Origin of the sequence: Acinetobacter calcoaceticus (genome assembly GCF_900520355.1) — a bacterium.
GTDB lineage: Bacteria > Pseudomonadota > Gammaproteobacteria > Pseudomonadales > Moraxellaceae > Acinetobacter > Acinetobacter calcoaceticus_C.
This window is the reverse complement of record NZ_LS999521.1, coordinates 2,544,657-2,562,829: the sequence shown is the minus strand read 5'-3', so window position 1 is coordinate 2,562,829 and position 18,173 is coordinate 2,544,657. Positions and strand designations below refer to the sequence as shown.

At 39.1% G+C, this 18,173-nt stretch carries 16 protein-coding genes; 10 read left to right on the top strand and 6 right to left on the bottom strand.

Features of this window, described 5'->3' with window-relative positions:
- Positions 1-34: 34 nt before the first annotated feature.
- The 9 genes from lptC (at position 35) to AC2117_RS12225 (ending at position 9,226) form a co-directional block, all read left to right on the top strand.
- Positions 35-583 (top strand): LPS export ABC transporter periplasmic protein LptC, encoded by a 549-nt coding sequence (gene lptC / locus AC2117_RS12265; RefSeq protein WP_133974423.1) that lies wholly within the window; start codon positions 35-37, stop codon positions 581-583.
- On the top strand, positions 567-1,115 hold the full coding sequence (gene lptA / locus AC2117_RS12260; RefSeq protein WP_042897994.1) for a lipopolysaccharide transport periplasmic protein LptA: 549 nt from the start codon (positions 567-569) through the stop codon (positions 1,113-1,115). The genes lptC and lptA overlap by 17 nt, the downstream gene beginning before the upstream one ends.
- Positions 1,115-1,861, top strand: a complete 747-nt coding sequence (lptB, locus tag AC2117_RS12255; RefSeq protein WP_003650837.1) for an LPS export ABC transporter ATP-binding protein — start codon at positions 1,115-1,117, stop codon at positions 1,859-1,861. The genes lptA and lptB overlap by 1 nt, the downstream gene beginning before the upstream one ends.
- Before the next feature lie 273 nt (positions 1,862-2,134).
- On the top strand, positions 2,135-3,601 hold the full coding sequence (locus AC2117_RS12250; RefSeq protein ID WP_042897995.1) for a TolC family outer membrane protein: 1,467 nt from the start codon (positions 2,135-2,137) through the stop codon (positions 3,599-3,601).
- A complete protein-coding gene (locus AC2117_RS12245) occupies positions 3,598-5,739 on the top strand; it encodes a type I secretion system permease/ATPase (protein WP_133974421.1) in 2,142 nt (713 codons plus the stop codon). Before AC2117_RS12250 ends, AC2117_RS12245 begins: the two co-directional genes overlap by 4 nt.
- Complete coding sequence (locus AC2117_RS12240; RefSeq protein WP_133974419.1) at positions 5,736-6,932, top strand: HlyD family type I secretion periplasmic adaptor subunit; 1,197 nt, start codon at positions 5,736-5,738, stop codon at positions 6,930-6,932. Before AC2117_RS12245 ends, AC2117_RS12240 begins: the two co-directional genes overlap by 4 nt.
- Positions 6,933-7,024: 92 nt before the next feature.
- A complete protein-coding gene (locus tag AC2117_RS12235; protein WP_133974417.1) occupies positions 7,025-7,624 on the top strand; it encodes an IMPACT family protein in 600 nt (199 codons plus the stop codon).
- Positions 7,617-8,228 (top strand): DapH/DapD/GlmU-related protein, encoded by a 612-nt coding sequence (locus AC2117_RS12230; protein WP_133974415.1) that lies wholly within the window; start codon positions 7,617-7,619, stop codon positions 8,226-8,228. Before AC2117_RS12235 ends, AC2117_RS12230 begins: the two co-directional genes overlap by 8 nt.
- Positions 8,229-8,383: 155 nt before the next feature.
- Positions 8,384-9,226 carry a universal stress protein gene (locus AC2117_RS12225; RefSeq protein WP_042897294.1) on the top strand — a complete coding sequence of 281 codons (843 nt, stop codon included), beginning with the start codon at positions 8,384-8,386 and terminating at the stop codon, positions 9,224-9,226.
- A 116-nt stretch (positions 9,227-9,342) separates the two neighbouring features.
- Here the strand turns inward: AC2117_RS12225 and AC2117_RS12220 are convergent, their stop codons facing one another.
- Complete coding sequence (locus AC2117_RS12220) at positions 9,343-10,011, bottom strand: O-methyltransferase (protein ID WP_133974413.1); 669 nt, start codon at positions 10,009-10,011, stop codon at positions 9,343-9,345.
- 198 nt (positions 10,012-10,209) lie between these two features.
- On the opposite strand from AC2117_RS12220, the gene AC2117_RS12215 reads away from it, so the two are divergent.
- A complete protein-coding gene (locus AC2117_RS12215; protein ID WP_133974411.1) occupies positions 10,210-10,656 on the top strand; it encodes a GNAT family N-acetyltransferase in 447 nt (148 codons plus the stop codon).
- Between the two features lie 45 nt (positions 10,657-10,701).
- Here the strand turns inward: AC2117_RS12215 and AC2117_RS12210 are convergent, their stop codons facing one another.
- From AC2117_RS12210 to paaZ, 5 genes are all read right to left on the bottom strand, one after another.
- Positions 10,702-11,424, bottom strand: coding sequence for a D-Ala-D-Ala carboxypeptidase family metallohydrolase (locus AC2117_RS12210; RefSeq protein WP_197730915.1), 723 nt, complete (start codon positions 11,422-11,424; stop codon positions 10,702-10,704).
- Positions 11,425-11,554: 130 nt separating this feature from the next.
- Positions 11,555-11,878 (bottom strand): ferredoxin FdxA, encoded by a 324-nt coding sequence (gene fdxA, locus AC2117_RS12205; RefSeq protein ID WP_003650851.1) that lies wholly within the window; start codon positions 11,876-11,878, stop codon positions 11,555-11,557.
- Between the two features lie 344 nt (positions 11,879-12,222).
- Positions 12,223-12,753, bottom strand: coding sequence for a GNAT family N-acetyltransferase (locus tag AC2117_RS12200; RefSeq protein WP_133974409.1), 531 nt, complete (start codon positions 12,751-12,753; stop codon positions 12,223-12,225).
- A 60-nt stretch (positions 12,754-12,813) separates the two neighbouring features.
- Positions 12,814-15,453, bottom strand: a complete 2,640-nt coding sequence (gene mutS, locus AC2117_RS12195; protein WP_133974407.1) for a DNA mismatch repair protein MutS — start codon at positions 15,451-15,453, stop codon at positions 12,814-12,816.
- Positions 15,454-15,927: 474 nt separating this feature from the next.
- Positions 15,928-18,030: a phenylacetic acid degradation bifunctional protein PaaZ gene (gene paaZ, locus AC2117_RS12190; protein WP_133974405.1), complete on the bottom strand. Its 2,103-nt coding sequence runs from the start codon at positions 18,028-18,030 to the stop codon at positions 15,928-15,930.
- Between the last annotated feature and the right edge of the window lie 143 nt (positions 18,031-18,173).

Genomic DNA, 18,173 nt, shown 5'->3' with positions numbered 1-18,173 from the left:
TAAGATTACTTAAAAAGGTAGGCTATTCCTGCTCATGGATACCAGAGTTTTATCTATTGTTGCTGTAGTTATTGCTGCTATAAGTGGTGGTTATTACTACTATAGTGGCAAAGCAAAAAAACTAGACATTGGTTCGGCGAAGAATATGACATATTCGGCGCAGGGCGTCCATTTGACTCAAACTGATGATCAAGGCAATTTGTATATTCGTGCTGAAGTTCGTCAGCTTGAACAGGATATGCAACAAAAAACATCAAAGTTGGATCAACTCAATGCTTCTATGTATAAAGATGGCAAAGTTGATGCGACGTTCTTTGCAAAACAGGCAAATGGCTATGATGATAACCGTAAAGTTATATTATCGGGTGATGTGGTAGCAACTAAACTTGCTCAACAGGGGAAAATTGAATTCCAGACCGATGAGTTAACTGGATATCCAAAGACCAGAGAAATTGAAACGAATCATCAAGTGATTGTTCAGTCTCCACAGGGCAGTTTTGTCAGCAAAGGATTAAAAGCCAATTTGAATAACGGTCAGTACGAATTTTTTAATATTCGAGGAAAGTATGCACCAAAGTCTTAATTTAAAACGTTCTTCAGCTTTCCTAAAACAAGCTGCGGTCATTACATTCGTTGCTTTATCATCAGCTTCGACTTTTGCATTGCCGTCTGACCGTAGTCAACAAATTTCACTCGTGGCAGACCGTGCAACGTATAACGAAAAAACTGGTTTGACGACTTACACCGGCAATGTCGTGATTGAGCAAGGCACGATGAAGCTTCAAGCCGATTCAATTGTTGCTACGCTAAACTCTAAGCGTGAAATTCAAACCATTACTGCCAAGGGTAGACCGTCTAAATTTCAGCAACAAATAAGTGCTGATAAAGGTGTGGCACGTGGTGAAGGACAGACCATTGTTTATAATGCAGATACAGGCATTATTACATTAAATGGTGGTGCATATTTATATCAAGATGGTTCAAGCATTCGTGGTAATTCATTGAAATATAGTATGAACAAAGGTGATGTTGAAGCTCAAGGCTCATCGACAAATCGTGTTCAAATTATTATTCCACCATCAAGTTCAAAAAGCTTTCCAGGAGCGCGTGACTAATGCAGCAAGCTCTTCAACAACCCCAAACTTTGTGTATTAAGCACTTAGGAAAGAACTATAGTAAGCGTTGGGTCGTCAAAGACGTATCTTTTAGTATGCAAAGTGGACAGATTGTTGGTTTGCTTGGTCCTAACGGTGCTGGTAAAACAACAAGCTTCTATATGGTTGTAGGGCTAGTGCGTATGGACAAAGGTGAAATTCACCTTGATGATCTTGATATGTCCGATTTAGCAATGCATGAACGGGCACGTAAAGGAATCGGATATCTTCCGCAAGAGGCTTCTATTTTTAGAAAGCTGACCATTGCTGAAAATATTATGTCCATTTTAGAAACACGCAAAGACTTAAATAAGCAACAGCGCCAACAACGTCTTACTGAATTATTAAATGACTTTAAAATCAGTCATATTAAAGATTCATTGGGGATGAGTGTGTCTGGTGGTGAACGCCGCCGTGCTGAAATTGCACGTGCATTGGCTGCTGATCCTAAATTTATGTTACTTGATGAGCCATTTGCCGGCGTTGATCCAATCTCGGTTGGAGATATTAAAGATATTATCCAGACTCTGAAAGATCGTGGTATCGGTGTACTCATTACTGACCATAACGTACGTGAAACTTTGGCAATTTGTGAACGTGCCTATATTGTGAGTGAAGGGGCGGTAATTGCAGAAGGTACACCACAAGAAATTCTGGATAATGAACAAGTCCGTAAAGTCTACTTAGGTGACGATTTTACAGTTTAAATAAAATAGTTAATCTATTTGTCTAAAAAGAGGTCAATGCCTCTTTTTAGTTTTTTTATATTTACCTATTAAAAACAATAAATTAATTCATTCACCTGATGAAAATATAATGTGTGAATTATTCCTGCAATTATGCTTCTTTATGCAAAAAAATATGTAGAATGTAAAAGCTTTTAAACGATAACAAACAAGATCAACAAGACAAGCATGATTGGATATAACCAGAGAAGAGTAACAAGGACATGTAAAAAGCCGGCTTTCCTGAAAGGGTTGATGCTTTTAACTTCATTGCATGTACCTATGGTGATATATGCTGCTAAACCCAGTGAGCAATATCACACCCTAAAAGACAACTTATCACAACTTTTTGCCCCTAAAAGTAGTGATGAATTTAAAGTTGCCAAGATGCAAGAGCTGAGTAATTTTAAGTTAGATCAATCTAGAGTTAAGGAGTTTCCTACTGTTCAACTCAATGATAGAGCAGCTTCATCTTATTCAAATTTGCCATCAAGGAAAATGACTTTGCAGGAAGCGGTGAAAATCGCAATCCAGCGCAACCCTGATATTTCTCAAGCCATTTCCACTTTAGCTGGCCAAAACGCGGGTATTGATTTTGCCAAGGCAGGTTATTATCCACAGCTTTCAGGTGGTATTACCACAGGTGACTTGAGTAGCGGTGAGCGTGGTCGGCAGTTATTAACCCTAAATGCGACTCAAATGCTCTATGATTTTGGTAAAATTAAATCAGGCGTAGATGTTGAACAAGCCAAGGTTCAGGTTGAACAGGCCAATGTGCTGGTCAGCATTGATGATATTGCACTTGATGTTGCGCAATCAATTGTCAATATTCAGCGCTATCTTCAATTAAATAAAATTGCCGAGCAGCAAATTGCAGGTATTCAGCGAATTCAGGACATTGCCAATTTACGTGCAAATGCAGGTATTAGTAGCCAAGCTGATCCAATTCAAGCCCAGTCTTATTTGCAAGCTGCCCAGTCTGGTTTGATTGCTCAGCAATCTTTATTACGTCAGTACCAACAACATTTAAGAACATTGCTGGGTGCAGATGTATCTCGAACTGGCTGGATTATTTCAGATGATCTGGTGAAAGTGTCCGATTTATATGGTGAACCTGAGTTTAATACCATCCCAAAAATGATTGCAGCACAAGCAAGTGTTGAAGTTGCCAAGGCACAAAAGGAACAGACCAGACTGAGTCGGTATCCGACTTTGGCGGTAAAAGGTTCCTTAAGTCAGGCCATTAACGGCAGAAATCCAAACAATGATAAAGATGACGGCTTATATAGCTCAGTCATGCTTGAAGCAAGCAGTCAGTTTTATCAAGGTGGCGCAGTTTCTTCTCAGGTTAAAATGGCAAGTTATGCCGAAGAAGCAGCAAAGTCTAAAGTGAATTCTGTTTATATGGATGTTCTCGACCAGATTAGAACCAGCCGTGAGCAAATTGAAAATAAACAACGTCAAATGCAGGTGCTGACTAATCGTCAGGCAACAACCGTTCGTACACGTGAACTTTATCAAGAGCAATACAAACTGGGTACACGTTCATTGGTCGATTTATTGAATGCAGAACAGGCCATTCATAGTGCCAATTCAGAACTCGAATCAGCACGTTATGACATCTATAACAGTATTATTCAGTACATTTCGGCAACAGGACGTTCCCGCCAAGCTTATGACTTAAATAATATTTCAATTCAGGGGTTCGAAGTACAACCATGATGACAAAAATAAACTACCAGCCCTGGTTACAGTCGGTCTTAACGATTGCTAAACATTATCGAATTGAGCCTTCAGAAGAAAGAATCCGTTTACAACTTGACTGGAACCAGAATCAAAACCTTGATGATGTTTTACAGCTCATTACCCGTCAGGTTGGACTAAATTTACGTAAAGTACCGTTTTCTTTAGAAGTGCTGAACCCGTGGCGCTTACCTGTTATGGTCGAGTTTAATGACGGACAGGTCGGTGTTATTGATAAAGCAGACACCCAAGGAAATGTCAGTATCCAGTTGAGTGGAGATCATGGCCTTTCTCAAAATTTAAGCCTAGATGTCTTAAAAAATACGATTAAGAATGTCTATATTCTGCGTCCTGAAACTTCTATTCCCGATGCACGTATTGATGAATATATCAAACCGTATGAAGCAAGCTGGTTCTGGTCAATTGTTCTAAGAGACTGGAAGCGTTACGTTGATATTATGTTTGCCTCGCTCATTGCCAATATTTTGGCACTGGCAACCATTATTTTCTCAATGCAAGTCTATGACCGCGTTGTTCCATCACAGTCCATTCCAACCTTATGGGTTCTAGCGGGCGGTGTACTCATTGCTGCTATTTTTGAGTTTACCTTACGTATATCACGGGTATATTTATCCGATATTATTGGTAAACGTGCTGACTTACGGGTTTCTGACCGTGTATTTGGTCATGCCTTAAGAATCAAGAATAAAGACCGTTCAAAGTCTACCGGTAGTTTTATTTCCCAGATTCGTGAGCTCGAAGGTGTTCGTGAGCTGGTGACCTCTACCACCATTAGTGCAATTGCTGATTTTCCATTCTTTTTCCTGTTCCTGATCATCTTTGCCATCATTGGCGGCAAGCTGTTTTGGGTGATGTTGCTGGTTGTTCCGCTTATGATTTTGCCGGGTATTCTGGTGCAGAAAAAGCTAGCGCAACTTGCACAGGAAGGTATGAGAGAATCTTCAATCCGTAATGCCATTCTTGTTGAAGCGGTACAGGGTATTGAAGATATCAAGCTATTGCGTGCCGAATCGCGTTTCCAGAACCAGTGGAACCACATGAACGAAGTTTCAGCCGATATTGGGATGAGACAGCGTAAAATTGTCGGTACCTTAATGTCATGGACTCAAATGCTTCAGGGTCTGACCTATGCGATTGTGGTTCTGGTTGGATGTTTTGCGGTAATGGAAGGAGAAATGACTACGGGTGCTTTAGTGGCCTGTTCAATTTTATCTTCACGAATGTTAGGGCCGATTGCACAAATTACGGGTGTTTTAGGACGTTTACAGCAGGCGAAAGTTGCTAAACAAAGTCTGGATGAACTCATGCAACGTCCGATCGATCAGGCTGACCATTCACATCTGGTACACAAGGCTGCTTTAAATGGTGACTATGAATTAAAAAATGTCTTGTTCCAATATGGAGAAGAAGACCCGAAACCAAGTTTGGCAATCCGTCATTTAAAAATTCGTGCTGGTGAAAAAATTGCAATTCTGGGGCGCAATGGTGCAGGTAAATCGACCCTGCTTCAGCTTCTATCAGGAATGCAAGTTCCAACTCAAGGTGCCGTGCATTTAGATGGTCTGGATCTTTCTTTAATTGACCCATCTGATGTACGTCGTGATATGGGTTTACTCAACCAGAATGCACAACTTTTCTACGGTACGATTCGTGAGAACCTCACTTTAGGTGCACCACTTGCAACTGATGAAGATATTCTTCGGGCTTTAGTAGTGACAGGTGCATTACCTTTTGTGCAAGAGAAAAAAGAAGGACTAGATCACCTGATTTTAGAAGGTGGGGTTGGTTTCTCAGGTGGCCAGAAACAAGCATTGTTATTGGCCCGTTTATTGATTCGTCAACCTAATATTTTATTACTCGATGAACCGACAGCATCCATTGATGATGTGGCAGAGAAGCAACTGATTGATCATTTAAAAGGATGGCTGGCACATCGGACCTTGGTGGTTGCGACACACCGCCGAGCTGTTTTAGAACTAGTGGACCGTATTATTGTCGTTAACGAAGGCAAAATCGTGATGGATGGTCCAAGAGATCAGGTCCTTAACCAATCAACAGCCCAGCAAAAACAAGTAAACCAAGGGGGTAATTCATGAGCGAACCACAAAAAGAACAAGAACTTACCCGTTCAATGAATGTCTCTTATAGTGAACCACCGTTACCCCGTGCCAGTTTAGTGATCTGGATTGTGGGGATTGGTTTAGTTATTTTCTTTATCTGGGCATGGGTATTTAAACTTGAAGAAGTGTCTACCGGCACCGGTAAAGTAGTTCCATCATCTAAAGAGCAGGTCATCCAGTCTTTAGAAGGCGGTATCTTAACCAAGCTGAATGTACAAGAAGGCGATATTGTTCAAAAAGGCGAAATTCTTGCACAATTAGATCCAACCCGTTTTGCATCGAATGTCGGTGAATCAAGATCTTTGCTTATTTCTGCTCAGGCAACAGCTTCACGTTTGCGGGCGGAAGTAAATGGAACACCATTGGCTTTTCCTGAAATTGTGCTGAAAGAACCAAAACTTGTACATGAAGAAACAGCGCTCTATCGGTCTCGTCGTGCAGATTTGGAACAGACCATTGCAGGCTTAAAACAAGCTTTGCAACTGGTACAACAAGAATTGGCAATGACCGAACCGTTGGTTGCTAAAGGTGCAGCCAGTGAGGTTGAAGTTTTACGTTTACGTCGTGAAGCAAACGACCTTAGAAATAAAATGAATGATGTGCAGAACCAATATTTCGTTAAGGCTCGTGAAGAGTTATCGAAAGCCAATACCGATATTGAAACGCAGCAACAAGTCGTACTGGGGCGTACTGACAGCTTAGATCGTGCTATTTTTAAAGCGCCGGTACGTGGTGTTGTAAAAGAAATTGCGGTAACTACCCATGGTGGTGTTATTCCACAAAATGGTAAGTTGATGACCATTGTTCCAATTGATGAGCAGTTGCTGATTGAAGCGCGTATTTTACCGCGTGATATTGCATTTATTCGTCCGGGACAAGAAGCGCTGGTTAAGATTACTGCTTATGACTACTCAATTTATGGTGGTTTAAAAGGTAAGGTAACGGTTATTTCACCAGACACGATTCGTGATGAGGTTAAACAAGACCAATTCTATTATCGTGTTTATATCCGGACAGATTCTGACAAGCTTTATAATAAACAAGGTAAGGCATACGGTATTACACCGGGTATGGTAGCAACGGTAGATATTCGTACTGGTCAAAAAACGGTACTGGATTACTTGCTTAAACCATTTAATAAAGCCAAAGAAGCGTTACGAGAAAGATAATAAAAAAAGCCCCGAAATTCGGGGCTTTTTTATGGGTTTGATTCTATTAAATTCACGTTATAATTTGATTTTTATTATGCTTTATTTAATTTATGGCTTTTACGATTGCATTACCCGTTACGTTTGAAGAAGAAATTAAAAAAAGTAGATTTCAGGCTATCGCTGCGCCAGTAGAAAACGAACAGCAAGTTAAAGAATTTTTAGAACAAAACAAAGATATCTCAACAACTCATCAATGCTGGGCATGGAAAATTGGCCATAACGTTCGCTTTAATGATGATGGTGAACCTTCAGGAACAGCAGGACGTCCAATCTTGGCAACCATTGAAGGGAATGACCTGACTAATATTATTGTAATGGTTAACCGCTGGTATGGTGGAATAAAACTAGGAACGGGCGGCCTTGTAAGAGCATACGGTGGTTGTGCTGGGCAATGTTTACTATTGGCTGAACGTATTGAACTCATTGCAAAGAAAACGATTTATTTTTCCTGCCATTTTAATGAGTGGGCCATATTTCAATATGAGCTTACTCAGCAACAAATTGAATATCAGGAAGCCTACACTGCAACGGGCGTAGACATCGAAGCAAGACTACAAATACATCAAATTGAGCCACTTGCCTTAAAACTCAGAGATGTAACGCGTGGTCGTGAAGAGTTAAAAATTGAAGAAGAATTAACTGATGACTGATTCCTTACTCAAATATCGAGAGCAACATAAGCACCGCTTAAACTACATGCCATGGTTATATTGGACTTTAAAACCTAAAAATCGCGCTTGGGCTGAAGAATGGCAAAAAGAATATCAAGCTTATTTGATGGACATGGAAACAGTTGAGATTGGGGAAAACTGTTTTATTTCACCCTTAGCTCATATTTTTGCTGAACCGGGACGAAAAATTATTATTGGCGATAATTGTTTTATTGCCGCAGATTGCAGTTTGCATGGGCCCCTTGAAATTGGCAATGAGGTCGCGATAAATCATCACTGTATTTTAGACGGGGGACGAGCCGGCATAAAGTTGCATGATCAGGTCCGTATTGCTGCGTATTGTCACTTATATGCGTTTGATCACGGTATGCAGTTAGACCGTCCACTTTACCAGCAACCTGTCACTTCCAAAGGAATTGAAATTGAGCAGGACGTTTGGTTGGGTGCACATGTGGGTATTAAAGATGGTATTAAAATAGGTCAGCATGCTGTGGTTGGCATGAATAGTATGGTGACGAAAGATGTGGAACCGTACCATATTGTAGGTGGCAACCCTGCAAAATTTATTCGTTTAAGGGAGTAATACAGTCTCAAGAATGTAATAATATGTTTGATCTTTAAACAAAAAAGTTGATTTTTATACATAAACCTTAACATACGAATTTTTATCTATGCTAAGTTAAAGCTAAGTTTTAAGAATAATCTCCAAGGCAATAGACCTGAAGAAGAGAGGCTAACATGAACCGTGTTATTGCGTGTATTGACTCATCACCGTGTATTAATGCTATTGCCGATGCAGCAGCATGGGTTGCTAAAGCAACTGGACGAGAACTTGTATTATTACAAATTCTAGACTATTACCCTGCAAGTTATCATTTAGGTGAAATTAGTGGAGTAATCGGCTTTGAAAGCAATGCAATGCTGCTAAAAGAGTTAGCTGAGCTGGAACAAAAACAAAGTGAACTCGCTTTAGACTATAGCAATAATTTACTCCGTCATATTTCCGATCTTATTAAAGAAAAACACGATATTACGTGTTCAAAAATTCAAGAAAAAGGTGATTTTTTAGAGCAAAGTTTTAATCTCTTACATGAAAATGACATTGTAATTTTAGGTCGAGTCGGGGAAAGAGCTGCCGAAAAACATAAACCAATTGGTAGTAATGTTGAAAACTTTATTCGTGGAGCCAACTGTACTGTTTTGACTATTGGTGAAAATTTTAAAATACCAACACGATTTATCTTCGCTTATGAATATTCACCAACTTGCCAAAAAATGATGCGCCGCATTGCGCAAAGTGATTTATTGCGAACACTACAATGTCATTTGGTCTATGTAGGCGATCATCCAGAAATTTTAAATGAACCTGAGCATTACCTTAAACAAGCGGGCATTGATGTTGTGACCGTATATCGCTATGGTGATGTTGCACAAAATATTTTAGAGTACCAACAAGAACATGGTATTCAAATTATTGTGCTTGGGGCATTTAGTCATAGCAAGATTCATCAATTCTTCTTGGGAAGTATTGCAACAACCATATTCCGAAACGCGACTGTACCATTGCTTGTGGCTAAATAATAAGATTTCCATATAGTTATCCGCAAAACTTGTGGATAACTATATGGAAAAGCAACAGTAATAAAAGTAATTTATTGATTATAAATAAAAAAATAAATAAGACGATTTTTTAACCGTTATTTCACAATTGCAATTGCGAAGCCATCATGACCTTTTGAACCAACCGTTTGTAATGCTGTACAAGACAATATTTGCGGGTGATTTTCGAGAGCTTTAAACATTTCACGGATGCCTTCAATACTTGGTTTTTTATTATCTGGATTTAAAATATCACCTGCGCGAATCACATTATCAAGCACAATAATCGTACCTGATCTGGAGAATTTCAGGCTCAATTCTAAATATTCCGGATAACCCTGTTTATCAGCATCAATGAAAATAAAATCAAAAGGCTCGATAGATTGAGGTTCGATCGCAGAAAGAATATCTGCGGCACGGCCAGTTTTAAGCTCAACTTTTACAGGAAGATTCGCATGGTCGATATTTTTTTGTGCCATTTCTGCGTGAGTGTCACGGCCTTCTATGGTCAGTAAATAACCATCTTCAGGTAATGCACGGCCTAACCAAATTGTACTGTATGCAGCAAAGGTTCCAATTTCTAAAACTCGTTTGCATTTATTCATTTGAATAAGCATCTGCAAGAACATTCCTTGGTTAGGAGCCACAGCAAGATGATTTGAGAAGCCGTGTTCATCGGTATTCTTTAATGCATATTCGAGTCGCGGGTCTTCGGGAATTAAATGTGAATCGATATATTCGTCAATGTCTGTCCACATCTGCTGCATAATCAAATTTACCTATATGTTGATAAGGGTATTTTAAACATTTATGCATAGAGTGCAAAAATCTTCGTTTCAAGAAATTTTGGTTGATTGGGAAATGAGCAAATTAATTTTTTAAGCAGCCCACCCAAATTAAAAAAATAAGTATAAAAAGGTTCATTTCTTGCTTATTTTTATCAATGTGTAGTTAGGGATGTATAAATGAGAATTACATTGTGTGCTTTCACAAGTGTAGATTTTGAAGAGGGCATTGAGGTTTATTGTTCAGCTTTTAGTAATGAGCCATGGAATGAGCAGTTTGATGATTTAGAACCCGTGAGAAAATATTTTGAGCGTTATTTTCAATATTCATGTTCTTTTGGATTTTGCGCAAAATGTGAAAACCAATTAATTGGTGTTGGGATGGGACATATTCATCCAACGATACAAGGAGTTCGTTATTATCTAGATGATTTTTTTATTCATCCCCAATATCAGGGAAAAGGAATTGGTTCTAAGCTTTTAAAGTATATAGAAGAAAAGTGTAGAGAAAATAATATAGAAACCATTGTTCTACATACATTGAGAGAATCTATTTCTGAAGATTTTTATAAGAAGCAGGGCTTTAAAACACGTTCAAAACTTATCTCTTTAGCCAAACGCTTGTAATAGGCTTAAGTAAAAACTCCTTTCAATTGAAAGGAGTTTTTTAATTTAGAAATTACACATCGAACTGCTTCGAGTTAAATCAGGTCCCCAAGTACGATAGCCTTGAGTATCGATATGAATTTGTCCGGAGCTATACAAACCAATACCCATATTTAAGCTTTGGCCATGCTGTGCCCAAAATTGACAGAGTTTAAACTTGGTGTTTTCGATAAAAGCATAATCTTGAGCTTGAGGGAACTCAGGACCAATACGGAAATCAATTGCAGAGTTAAATAAATGTTTAGAAGAGCTCGCACCACCAGCACATTCATTTAAAGGTAAATCTCGGTAAACAGAGGTTACTTCAAAGTCGGTTAAAACTTTTGACGCAACTAAATATTTAAATACGCGTAGGGTCGATAAAGAATTTCCCCAAAGTTCACGATTTGGTACGGCATATTCTGAACGGCCACATTTTTGCCAATCTCGTGCTGAACGTAATAGTTCAAAACTCGGCACAATGCCTGCTACATTGTTTTTGGTTAAGAATTTTTCGTATTCACGAACACGTCCGTAATTTTCACCAGAACTTAACCAATTTCGATAAGATGTAGGCTCAACTTTAGGGGGAATCGGGCGCTCAATAATAACGCGCTCTTGTGGAATGAAAATTCGTTTACCACTTGGAGAGGTTTTGCCTGTTGTTGTGTGTTGGGGAGAGCTGACACAACCTACCATAACCGCTGGGATTATGCATAAGGGCACCATACTCTGCAAAAACTTCCGCATAAGAAAATTAAGCATTTATAAATATTGGAGCTATTTTAATGCAAAACAGTGCACAAATTACGAGGAATTTGCAATGAAATGTTTTAATAGGGTATAAAAAAGATCAGCGGTTGCTGATCTTTTTTTGAAATTACTTTTCAAGATATTGTAATTTGTCAGGTTTGCCGTTCCACTCTTCACGGTCAGCTGGTTGATCACCAATTTGAGTAATGTTAGGCCATTTTTGAGAAAGGTCGGCATTTAATTCAATAAACACTTCCTGACCTTCTGGTAACTCATCTTCAGAGAAAATTGCATTTGCCGGGCACTCTGGTTCACATAATGCACAGTCAATACATTCATCCGGATTAATCACTAGGAAATTCGGACCTTCGTAAAAACAGTCTACAGGACAAACTTCTACGCAATCTTGGTATTTACATTTAATACAATTTTCAGTGACAACAAAGGTCATGGCGACAGCTACCTAAAAAATATGGTTTCATTTCGAATAGCTTATTTTAGGCAAAAAAGGGGTAAACAAACAATTGCTTTTATTGATATTCTTTATTCATGCATATGAAGATAAGTTAATACGTTGATAATCAAACAGATCTTCCAGCCTTAAGATGTACTAATCTATAAAATTAAAATAATAATATATTTTATAAAACAATTACTTAAAAAATATTTCCTTTGAATATTCAGATGTCATTTAAGTCAAGCCATCTATTTTATTAGATGCCTTAACTTCTCATTTTTTCTTTTATAAATTTTGATTTTCTGTTTTTTTGTCGAAAATTCTTTAAATCTGTAAAACTAAAGGGGGCAAAGTAAATGGATATCTTCAGGTTCGAGTTGCCAAAGTTGCTGATCTGGAGCGCTTAATGGTTGTGCTCCATGTTTAATATAGAAATCTACAGTGCGCCGACTTGGGGTTGCTGAAATATATAGTTGCTTTGCACCGAGTTGTTTGGCGGACTCTTTTGCAGCTTGCATAAGTTTGGCACCAATGCCTTTACCTTGCTGGTCTGCGTCGACATAGAAATAGTGCAATAATTTAGCGTGAGGATAATCAGAGATGATTTGATTCGACACCACGCTCACGCCAACGAGTTTTTCAGAAGCATCAAATGCACCGATAAATAACGCGCTTTGCTCATAGAGCTGTTTTAATTTTGGTGGGTCATTTTCTAAATGATATGAATCCCAATGTTGGACATCAAAAAAACAATCAACCAATTCTAAGTGTTGGTGATTTTGAATATACATTTGAGTGATTAATTCACGGCGACTAATATGCTGCCAAATAAGATCTATTTCTGAATTTTGTAAAGTTCTTAAGACCATATAAATATTATTCTCTGATATAAATAAGCAGACCTAAGCCTGCTTATTCGGATATGTCTATTATGATTTTAGCGCAGCTTTCAGTTCATAGAGTTGCTCAAGCGCCTGGCGAGGCGATAAGTTATCGACTTCAATTTGCTTAAGTAAATCTAGAGCAGGAGATGAAACTTCTATTTCGACAACTTTCTCTATGATTGGTGAACCAGCGTTCGCATCTGGTGGAGCAAATAAGTCATTTTGAAAGCTGGTTTGTAGATGTTGCTGCTGCTGTTTTTCCAAAATACGTAAACGCTTCTGCGCTTCTTTAATTACATTAGCAGGAATACCGGCTAATTTTGCGACTTGTAAACCATGGCTTTGGCTTGCAGGGCCTTGCTGAACCTTATGTAATAAAATCAGATTGCCATTAAGCTCTTGTGCCGTGACATGATAGTTATCAATTCCTGCTTCACCACCAAGTTCAGTCAACTCGAAATAATGCGTGGCAAAAAGACACAAACATTTTACGCGTTTGGTTAAATCAACCACGCATGCCCATGCTAAAGACAAACCATCATAGGTACTGGTTCCACGGCCAACTTCATCCATTAATACAAGTGATTGATTGGTCGCATGGTGCAAAATTTGTGAAGTTTCTGTCATCTCAACCATAAAGGTCGATTTGCCTGTAGATAAATCGTCGGCTGAGCCAATACGGGTAAAAATTCGATCAATTGGGCCAAGCTTAGCTGCTTTGGCCGGCACATAACTGCCACAGTAAGCAAGCAAACTAATTAATGCTGTTTGACGCATGAATGTTGATTTACCGCCCATGTTTGGTCCGGTAATGATTGCCATGCGGTGTTGGGCATCAAGAAAAGTATCATTTGGTGTAAATGGTGCTTTATTTAATGCTTCAACTACAGGGTGACGGCCTGCCTGAATTTTAATGCCAGTTTCTGGGGTAAATTCAGGACGAGCCCAATTGTTTAAGCGTGCTTGATGAGCAAAGTTAGCAACCACATCAATTTGAGCAATTGCTGAACTCATCATTTGGAGATGAGCAATATTTTCGCGAAGGTTTTCAAGTAAAGCTTCGAATAATGCTTTTTCACGTGCTAATGCGCGCGACTCACTCGACAAAACTTTATCTTCAAAACTTTTTAGTTCAGGGGTAATGTAGCGTTCAGCATTTTTTAAAGTCTGGCGACGAATATAGTCAGCTGGAGCTTGCTCTGCTTGAGCACGAGTGAGTTCGATGTAGTAACCACTTACACGGTTATAACCGATTTTAAGGGTATTAATGCCGGTACGTTCACGCTCTTTAATTTCTAAATCAATGAGGAATTGACCTGCGTGATCGCGAATTTGGCGTAATTCATCAAGATCAGCATCATATCCTTCTGCAATTACATTGCCATCACGAAGTAATACAGGTGGGTTTTCAACAATGGCAGCCATCAAATGTTGATGAAGCGCTTTAAAATCACCAAGTTCTTGATCAAGTTGAACTAATAGTTTGGATTTTTTCGCTTGAATGACTGGGGTTAATGCCGTTCTTAAAGCTGGAATTTGTGCACATGCATGACGAAGCTGTACTAAATCACGTGGTCGCGCACTGCCTAGTGCAACGCGGCTAAGCACACGCTCAATGTCACCAATTTCTTTAAGAACTAAACGAACTGGGCTTTCATGATATCCCTGAATTAATTGCTCAATGGCATCTAAACGGCCATCGAGTAATGCGGTATCACGAACAGGTTGCATCAGTGTACGGCTGAGTAAACGTCCACCCATTGCAGTTTGGCAATCATTCACCAGTTGGAATAATGATGTTCCATGTTCAAATAATGGTTCAATAATTTCTAAGTTTCGACGTGTGATTGGGTCGAGCGCAATAAAGTCTGTGCTTTGTTCAAGCTGAATTGAGCGAATATGTGGTAATGCAGTTTTTTGAGTTTCTTTTGCATAATGAATAAGTGCAGCAGCAGCAGCTTTAGCTAGAGGCAATGGGTCTAAACCGAAACCTGAAAGTGTTGATACCGTAAACTGATCACATAAGGTTTTTTGTGCATTATTTTGATTGAAGTCAACATTTGGGCGTTTGGTAACGGGGCACTCTAAGTGTTTTTTTATTTGCTCAATAATATTCGTGTCGACCAAGTCTTCATCAATCAAAATTTCACTTGGCATTAAACGTGCAAGTTCAATAGGCAATTGTTCTGGCTTGTAATCTTGTTGTTGGACTTTAAAAATGCCTGCACTTAAGTCAAGTAATGCAAAACCAATCTGATTTTGGTGAATGCATAAAGAAACGAGATTAGATGATTGATAACTGCTGAGCAATGCATCATCAGTTAACGTACCCGGAGTAAGAATACGAACAACTTGACGATCAACCGGACCTTTACCTGTCACTTCTCCAACTTGTTCGCAAATGGCTACAGTTCGCCCAGCTTTGACAAGACGTGCAAGATAACCTTCTGCCGCGTGATAGGGAACGCCTGCCATTGGAATCGGTCGCCCACTAGCTTTACCACGATGGGTTAAGGTGATACCTAAAAGTTTGGCTGCTAAATCAGCATCTTCAAAGAAGAGTTCATAAAAGTCACCCATACGGTAAAACAGCAACGCATGTTGATAGTCCGTTTTGACTTTGAGATATTGCTGCATCATAGGTGTATGAGAAGATAAGTCAGCCATGATTTCAGCGCTATTCATGCGTATTAAACCCTTAAAAAATCAATAATAAATAAGTTAACTTCGAAAGTTTGGTTGTCTAACCAATTCTAACAACTTCTGTGTAAATCTGGTTTAATCTAAGAAAAAAGTATACCTTTTAGTGTACCTTTTTTAGTGTCAATGTTGAGTTAACAGAGTGTAAGAACTTAACTTAATTTTTCACGGTTGCTATCTTAACAAATTGAGGCTGATTGACAAAAAAGATTCCTCAAATGATTAAAGAAATAAATAGGTAGTTAAGATTATTAAATATAAATATTTATTAATTTTGATTATCTTTTTATTTGGGATGTTTTTTATATCTAGATATTTCAGATTGTGGCTAATTATGCAGGAATAGCAGTGCCAGCCGTGTGTAGTTTTTCGAACATTGTTCCTTGGAGTATAAGTTTAACTCCTATGTGAGATAAAAAACTGATGGATAAATTAGCTATCCATCAGTTTGAACTCTATTTATAAATCACGTGCTACTAAAGTTAAAATGTCGTAGGTTGCGACAAGTTCACCGCGCTGGTTTTTGACTTTAATATCCCATACCACCACCCCATGGGCAGGTTGAGATGGGTCTTTTTGTGGTTTAGGTGTTTTCTGTTTACAGGTCAATTCAACCTGAATCGAGTCACCAATTTTAACTGGTTCAACAAAACGTAAGTTGTCCATACCGTAATTGGCAATAACAGGACCTTGCGCTGCATCTACAAATAGACCTGCCGCGGCAGACACAATGAAGTAGCCATGCGCAACGCGTTCACCAAAGAAAGACTCGGCAGCTGCAATTTTGTCGGTATGCGCGTAGAAGTAGTCGCCACTTAAACCAGCAAAATTGACAATATCTGCTTCGCTTACGGTGCGACGCGCCGTTAATAAACGTTCGCCAATGACCAACTCATCAAAAGACTTTTTAAATGGATGTACACGGTCTTCGTTGACTTTAGAGCCAGCAGTCCACGAGTGGGTAATCTGCGTCAGGCTATTTGGAGAACCTTGAATTGCGGTGCGTTGCATATAGTGTTTAACCGCACGAATACCACCTAACTCTTCACCGCCACCTGCACGACCAGGCCCGCCGTGTACAAGATGAGGCAGTGGAGAACCATGTCCTGTACTTTCTTTTGCTGACTCTGCATCTAATACATGCACACGTCCATGCCAAGGCGCAATTTTTTGAATAATCTGTTCGATATTCTCATCATTATTTTTAACGACTGAAGCCACTAAGCTACCTTCACCACGTGAAACGAGGTCGGCCAATTCTTCAATGTTTTGATATGGCATGAGTGTACATACTGGACCGAAAGCTTCTGTGGTATGAACATGTGTCGCTTGCAAAGGTTGTTCGCATAACAATAAAGTTGGAGCGAAAAAAGCACCTTTTTCAGGATGATCTGCGTTAAATGTAAAGGAATCATTGTCACCAAAAACAATTTTTGCATCTTTGCTGAGTTCAGCAACTTTTTCTGCAACGTCATGTTTTTGTTTAATGCTCGCCAATGCCCCCATTGTGGTTTCTTCTTTTTGAGGATCACCCATCACAACTTTCGCAAGTTTGGCAGTCAGCTTTTCTTGTACAGTCGTTAATAATTTTTCAGGAACGAAAGCACGACGAATTGCGGTACATTTTTGACCTGCTTTTGTGGTCATTTCACGGAAGACTTCACGTACAAATAAATCAATCGTTTCTTCATTTGCTTCAGGACTTAAAATTGCGCTGTTTACCGAGTCAGCTTCCATGCTAAATGGAATTGAATATTTATTGAGGTGAGGATGGTTACGTAATTTTTGGCCTGTGTAGGCAGAACCCGTAAACGTGACGCAATCTTGTGGGCCTAGATGCTCTAACAGGTCATATGTTTGACCGCAAATTAGTTGTAGTGAGCCTTTTGGTAACACATGTGCTTCTTCAATAGCTTTTACGACAGCTTGAGTTAATTGAGAGCCATCGGTTGCAGGTTTAACAATACATGGCACACCCGCAAGTAAAGTTGGTGCAATCTTTTCAAGCATTCCCCAGATTGGGAAGTTAAAAGCGTTAATGTGAACGGCAACACCCGCTTTAGGACTTAAAATGTGTTTAGCGCCGAAAGTGCCATTTTTAGATAATTGAATCCAACTGTCTTCGGTAATAATTTTTTCGTCATTGAGTTCACGACGAACCAGACTCGAATACGCAAATAATGTCTGGATGCCACCTTCAATATCAATCCATGCATCTTTACGCGTTGCCCCTGTTGCATAGGCAAGTTTGTAGAACTCTTCTTTGTGCTCAAGTAAATGCTGAGCAATTTGTTTTAAAGCATGGGCACGTTGGTGAAACGTCCAGTTTGCCAGTTCTGAACCATTTTGCTTGGCATATTGAACAGCACGTTTCATATCAATGCCATGACTACTTACGGCATAAATCGATTCACCTGTAATGGCATGCAAAACAGGACGTAGTTCTTCACTGGTCGAATGCCATGTTCCATAGACATAAGAAGCGAGATGAGGCAGTTGATGCTCAGGCTGCTGAAAATCTGTGTCAGTTGAGGTTCCTTCTAGGTGTGCTTGTTCAAGCATGACCAAACTCCTTTTTATGTGATACATCAATTATAAAAATTGCAAAAATATGATTCATAATTTCAGATTAATTTATCTAAAAGTCAACTTTATTTTGATTTTTAAAAGTAAGAAAGTTTTTTAAAATTGCTTAATTTTTATTA